Source organism: Bradyrhizobium sp. UFLA05-153, from assembly GCF_054185185.1.
Window position 1 is genome coordinate 1 of record NZ_JBBIAM010000247.1, and the last position, 5,092, is coordinate 5,092.

Annotated in this window: 8 protein-coding genes and 1 tRNA gene; 4 read left to right on the plus strand and 5 right to left on the minus strand. The window is 63.2% G+C overall.

Features of this window, described 5'->3' with window-relative positions:
• Positions 1-100: 100 nt before the first annotated feature.
• Both Q2941_RS50645 and Q2941_RS50650 read right to left on the minus strand, forming a co-directional pair.
• Positions 101-301, minus strand: coding sequence for a hypothetical protein (locus tag Q2941_RS50645; protein WP_458197400.1), 201 nt, complete (start codon positions 299-301; stop codon positions 101-103).
• A gap of 164 nt (positions 302-465) precedes the next feature.
• Positions 466-816, minus strand: a complete 351-nt coding sequence (locus tag Q2941_RS50650) for a GrlR family regulatory protein (protein WP_458197397.1) — start codon at positions 814-816, stop codon at positions 466-468.
• A gap of 173 nt (positions 817-989) precedes the next feature.
• Here Q2941_RS50650 and Q2941_RS50655 point away from each other — a divergent pair, with 173 nt between their 5' ends.
• Entirely contained in the window at positions 990-1,442 is a 453-nt protein-coding gene (locus Q2941_RS50655; protein ID WP_027527730.1) for a VOC family protein, read from the plus strand.
• A gap of 300 nt (positions 1,443-1,742) precedes the next feature.
• Positions 1,743-2,390 (plus strand): glutathione S-transferase family protein, encoded by a 648-nt coding sequence (locus Q2941_RS50660; protein WP_458197398.1) that lies wholly within the window; start codon positions 1,743-1,745, stop codon positions 2,388-2,390.
• A 3-nt stretch (positions 2,391-2,393) separates the two neighbouring features.
• On the opposite strand, the gene Q2941_RS50665 is transcribed toward Q2941_RS50660, so the two are convergent.
• The 3 genes from Q2941_RS50665 to Q2941_RS50675 are packed head-to-tail and all read right to left on the minus strand — an operon-like array spanning position 2,394 to position 3,133.
• The gene (locus Q2941_RS50665; RefSeq protein WP_156944862.1) at positions 2,394-2,561 is read right to left on the minus strand and encodes a hypothetical protein; all 168 of its coding nucleotides are present in this window, start codon (positions 2,559-2,561) and stop codon (positions 2,394-2,396) included.
• 6 nt (positions 2,562-2,567) lie between these two features.
• Positions 2,568-2,843, minus strand: a complete 276-nt coding sequence (locus Q2941_RS50670) for a hypothetical protein (protein WP_371260588.1) — start codon at positions 2,841-2,843, stop codon at positions 2,568-2,570.
• A gap of 35 nt (positions 2,844-2,878) precedes the next feature.
• Positions 2,879-3,133 (minus strand): PilZ domain-containing protein, encoded by a 255-nt coding sequence (locus Q2941_RS50675; RefSeq protein ID WP_027527733.1) that lies wholly within the window; start codon positions 3,131-3,133, stop codon positions 2,879-2,881.
• Positions 3,134-3,342: 209 nt separating this feature from the next.
• On the opposite strand from Q2941_RS50675, the gene Q2941_RS50680 reads away from it, so the two are divergent.
• Both Q2941_RS50680 and Q2941_RS50685 read left to right on the plus strand, forming a co-directional pair.
• Positions 3,343-3,417: transfer RNA gene (locus Q2941_RS50680), tRNA-Glu, on the plus strand.
• A gap of 494 nt (positions 3,418-3,911) precedes the next feature.
• A complete protein-coding gene (locus Q2941_RS50685) occupies positions 3,912-4,196 on the plus strand; it encodes a ribbon-helix-helix domain-containing protein (RefSeq protein WP_458197399.1) in 285 nt (94 codons plus the stop codon).
• Positions 4,197-5,092: the final 896 nt, after the last annotated feature.

Here is a 5,092-nt window from a genome sequence, read left to right on the forward strand (position 1 = left end):
AAAGTGAATCGATGATTGCGAACTCACTTTAGCTCCACCGCCTTCTTGCTAGCGAAGGCCGGCTAGATGATCTTCAGGATTCGAATGAGCGGTGGCGCACTCAGTGCGTCTGCGGCGGTTGCCCCGCCGTCCGCACCAGCCGGTCGGCCTTCACGAGCACGCGCGATCCGTCTTCCACCTGCGGACGCAGCGACAAGCTGATCACCACGAAGGCCGCGCAGAACAACGTGCCGACGACCGCGACACGACGAAAGGTCTGTCGGTCGGCCTGGTAGAAGGACGGCGTCGAAGGTGGCGTCATGGCCATCGTGTCTGGCTCTCGCGTTTGGCTTGCCTGCGAGACGACACCTATCGCAATGCGTCGCAACTGCAACGCGATCCGGCTTTTAACCTAACCGAATAGGGTTATCCGATCTGGTGCAAGCTTTCGTTAGGCTTTGCCGCGCGGCGATTTCCGGTGCGCGATCAGATGTCGGCGAGCCGCTTCAACGTCGCGCGAAAGCTCAGGCTACGGTTGCCGCCGACCAGCACGGTGCCGAACACCTCCGCCTCCTTGTCGGTGAACGTTCCGGAGAACCCGCTGGTGACCTCCTGCCCGCCGAACAGAGGCCGGACGAAGGGATCGGCAAACGGGGTATGCTGGTTGGTGGCAAGCTCGCCCTTCCATGTGCCGTTGCCGACCGTGTACGAACCTCGCGACCAGAAGTACGGCCCGCCGCCGACCAGCACCCCATCGCGCAGCACCAGCACGCCACTGTCGCGGCCCTTCACGCCGTCGAGCATGTGGATGTGGATGGAGTAGAGCCCGTTTTTCATGGCAGCGGCGACGATACACCCTTGCCGGCCATAACGTCGAGCAGCGGCGTGAAGCGCGAGCCTGCCATGCAGCCGGTTGCACGCTCCTCCCCTGCCCTCGTCGCGCGTTTGCTGCTATGGAACGGCCGAACCAAGCCCGCCTCAGTCAAAGACCGCCTAGGGAGAAAAAGACCATGCGTTACCTCCACACCATGCTGCGCGTGCGCAATCTCGATGTCGCGCTGAAATTCTATCAGGATGCGCTGGGTCTGAAGGAGGTGCGGCGGATCGACAACGACAAGGGGCGCTTCACGCTGGTGTTCCTCTGCTCGGCGGACGATCTCGAAGCGCTGAAGAAGCAACCCTCGACGCGCGGCGCGCCGCTGGTCGAGCTCACCTACAATTGGGACGAGGAGAAGTATGGCGAGGATCGTTTCTTCGGCCATCTCGCCTATGAGGTCGACGATATCTACGCGACCTGCGAGAAGCTGATGAAGGCCGGCATCACCATCAACCGGCCGCCGCGCGACGGCAACATGGCGTTCGTCCGCTCGCCCGACCTGCACTCCATCGAGCTGCTCCAGAAGGGCGATCCGAAGCCGCCGCAGGAGCCGTGGCTGTCGATGCCGAACACCGGTCATTGGTAACAGCACACTCGTTCCACTTGGAACGAGCCCTGCCCGTCGGCGTTCTCTCCTCAACGAGGACATCTGGAGGAGGACGCGAATGGCGAGAGGGCTGTTGCTGTGGTTGCTTGGCGTGCCGATCCCGGTGATCATTCTGTTGTGGCTGTTTTTCGGCCACTGACGCTTGCCGGTTGTTGGACGTGTCTGAAAGCTCCGCCCCCGGCGGAGCTTTTTGCATGAGACGGCTTCGCGAACGCCGCTCGCGCGATGCGTGATACTCCGCTATCACCGGCAGCAAAGCATGAACGCGGGAGGAGCAACGTGCCGCAGCAAAAGCCGCCGCAACTGACGGTGTGGGGCCGCGCCAACTCGGTCAACGTGCAGAAGGTGCTGTGGTGCCTGACCGAACTTGATCTTGGCTTCGAGCGCATCGATGCCGGCATGCAGTTCGGCCGCACCCGCGAGGCCGACTACCTCGTGATGAACCCCAATTCGCGCATCCCGACGCTGGTCGACGGCGACTACGTGCTGTGGGAATCCAATTCCATCATGCGCTATCTCTGTCTCGCCTATCGTCAGGACACGCGGATCTATCCGCAAGCCGCGAAACGACGCGCCGGCGTCGACCGCTGGCTCGACTGGACGCTCTCGACGCTCCAGCCGGCCGATCGTCCCGTGTTCTGGGGCATCGTGCGCACGCCGCCGGCCGAGCGCGACATGGTGCAGGTCCAGAAGGACGCCAACGCGGCGGCCGAGGTCTGGTGCATCCTCGATCAGCAACTCGCGACACGCCGCTTCGTCGAGGGCGAGGACTTCACCATTGCCGATATCGCACTCGGTGCCTATGCGCGGCGCTGGCTCGGCGTCGAGGGCATCACGCGTCCGACGCTTTCGAATCTGAACCGCTGGTTCGCAGAGTTCGCGAGCCGGCCGGGCTTTGAAAAGTACGTCGCACCGCCGATGTCGTGAAGGTTAGCGCCAGCCGCGCTCGACCAGCAGCACGCAGACGACCAGCACCAGCGTAACGGCGGCGGTCGCAAGCCGCGCAGTCCAGCTCATGCCGCGGCCGACCCACCAGAACAGCGCGCAATAGATCAGGACGGGAACGACGATGTCGAGCGAGAGCCCGTTCGCCGGCATGCGGCGCTAGCGCCGGCTCGAGGCGGCAACACCGATATCGAGCGCGCCGCCGATCTTCACGCAGCTTCCGGTACCCTCGACCTTGACGAAGCCCGGACCGTAGGCGGCGCAGCCATTGGCGCTCCCCGCGCCCTTGAGCGGCAGCACTTTGCCGGTCGGAGGCGACCGCTCCGATGTGGGCAGGCGCGCCGTCTCGGCACGAGCCGACGAGATTGCGAGGCAGCCGATGGCGATGATGGAGATGATGGAGAAAGCGCGCATGCCGCCTTGTAGCGCGGGCACGGTCCGGTTTCCATCCGGGCCGGCGCGGCCGCGCGTCAGATGAATTTGATCCCGGCGGACTTGCCGCGCCGCCAGACCACCTGGCAGCTCCGCCCGGTCCGGGCATCGCGCGCGAAGGCCAGCCGGATGACGCCGGGCAGTTGAGCCGCATCCTCGTCAAGCGTGATGCGGGCCCCCGAGGTGGAGATGTCAGCCACGAGGCAATGCCGCGCCGCGAACCCGCCGTCGAGCGTGATCCAGGCATGTTGGGACAGCAATTTACGTGCTGCCCGCTTCTTGGTTGCGGCCATCGGTTGGAAATCTCCTCCTCCAGAGCTAGCGCAGGGAACCCTAAGAAACCGTTGAAATTGCCTCCGAACTTTCCCGGGGGCAGGTTTCTCCGCCGGTCCCAAAAGACGTTCCCGAATGGCTTGCCCCACCGGCCAAAGGCCACTATACGTTCGCCCGCCTCAGGGCATTCCGGGCACGACTCGTTGGGCCCCGGCACGGCGCAAGTTTTGCTCCCTTCGTCTATCGGTTAGGACGCCACCCTTTCACGGTGGAGAGAGCGGTTCGATTCCGCTAGGGAGCGCCAGCAAAATCAAAGACTTACGAGTTCCCTCCTCCGCTATGTCCAACATCGGTCCAATATACGGGCATGGACTCGCGTGGCCGATCGAAGCCGGGAAGCCGAGCTGCGCGCGTTGGAGCGGACGTGTCTGGAATGGGCCGAAGGCTGCGAACTCGATCTCGCCCGCGATGCCCTGATCGCCATGTCACTGAACTACCGGACTGCGGCGGATGCGATCGCATGCACACGCGCTCGTTGATGACGCGCTGATGCCGCCCCTTGGCGCGGATCAGACTCTGACGAGGAGTCCGCCGTCAAGGGCTATGGAGATACCTCAGGGGTTACTCCCAGAGAGCATCTCATATTGCCACTTTTTCCCGGTAGAGTCATTTTGCGTGCGGCGGTGCGCAGGGAGGAACGGCTCCGGCGTGTCGGCCAGCCTCGCGCGTCGGGGCCGTTCTGCTTTGCAGGATTGGAGTGGCCCGGCTGGCGCAGGGCATCGAGCGCGAGGAAGAGCCATGAAATCCCCCGTCATGAAACGATCCATCGTCGTCGACAGCCACAAGACCAGCGTCAGCCTGGAAGAGGCCTTCTGGACCGGGTTGAAGGAGATTTCGAGCCTGCGCAACACGACGCTCTCGGATCTGGCCGGTGAGATCGACCGCAACCGCTTGCACGGCAATTTGTCGTCCACGTTACGCTTGTTCGTCCTCGACCACTTTAAGCACCGCGCCGCGGCGACCCAGCTTGAGCAGAAAGTGCCGGCATCGCCCAGCCATCCCGCGGTGGGGCGTGAGTTCTGAAGCGGACCGAAGTCCGCGCCCTGTCCCGACCTCAATTCAGCTTCCGGGGGAGCCTTGATCTGGCTCAATGTCCTGCCCCCGGTCAGGCGCCTGCTTCGAGATGGGCAATAGTCGGAGGCGCAACATGACGCGCGACCGAACACGAATGATCCATTTCCTGTCCTGGATACTGGCCGCGGGCGGCCTCCTGGTGCTCGTATCCATCTTGTAAGCCACCTGAGTGCGATCATGGTTGGCAGACGCGCAAATGAACGTTCCACTCGGACCAGCCAGGCCTTCATGGGCCTGATACTCGCCCTGATCTGGGCGCCCATCCTCTGGTTCATCGTGAAGCTGTTTCTAGCATTCCCGAAAGGATAGGCCCGCCGGCGTGAACTGCGGGCCGTGTTTCCACACCCACGACAAACAGTAACTCGCGGCCACTCTGAGCCGCTAGGAATCGATAATTTGCGAGGTGCGCACGTCGGCGCTTTCATGCCGGCATGCGCAAGCCTGCCCGCCACGAGAACCGTACACCGCCTGGTCACCGCCCGACTAAAATCACCTTCGGCGACATGCGCATGATGGGTGTGCGCGGCGTCTTGATCTACTGCTCCGACTACCGGTGCAGCCATTCGATCGCGCTCTCGGCCGATCGCTGGGCCGATGAGATACGGCTATCGGACATCGAGCCTCGCTTCGTTTGCTGGAAGTGCGGAAGGCACGGCGCGGATGTCCGGCCGGACTTCAACTGGAATAAGCCGGTGGTCCCAGCTATCGGATACCGATGAAACTCACCGCAGAACGACCCCACGCCAACCCCGAAGCCGCCGCCCGCAAGCTAGTCACGTGAATCTAAAGTTCGCCACATAAAGTCTGCTGAGCTTTGTGACAGAAGCGTTTGACAGAAGCCAAGA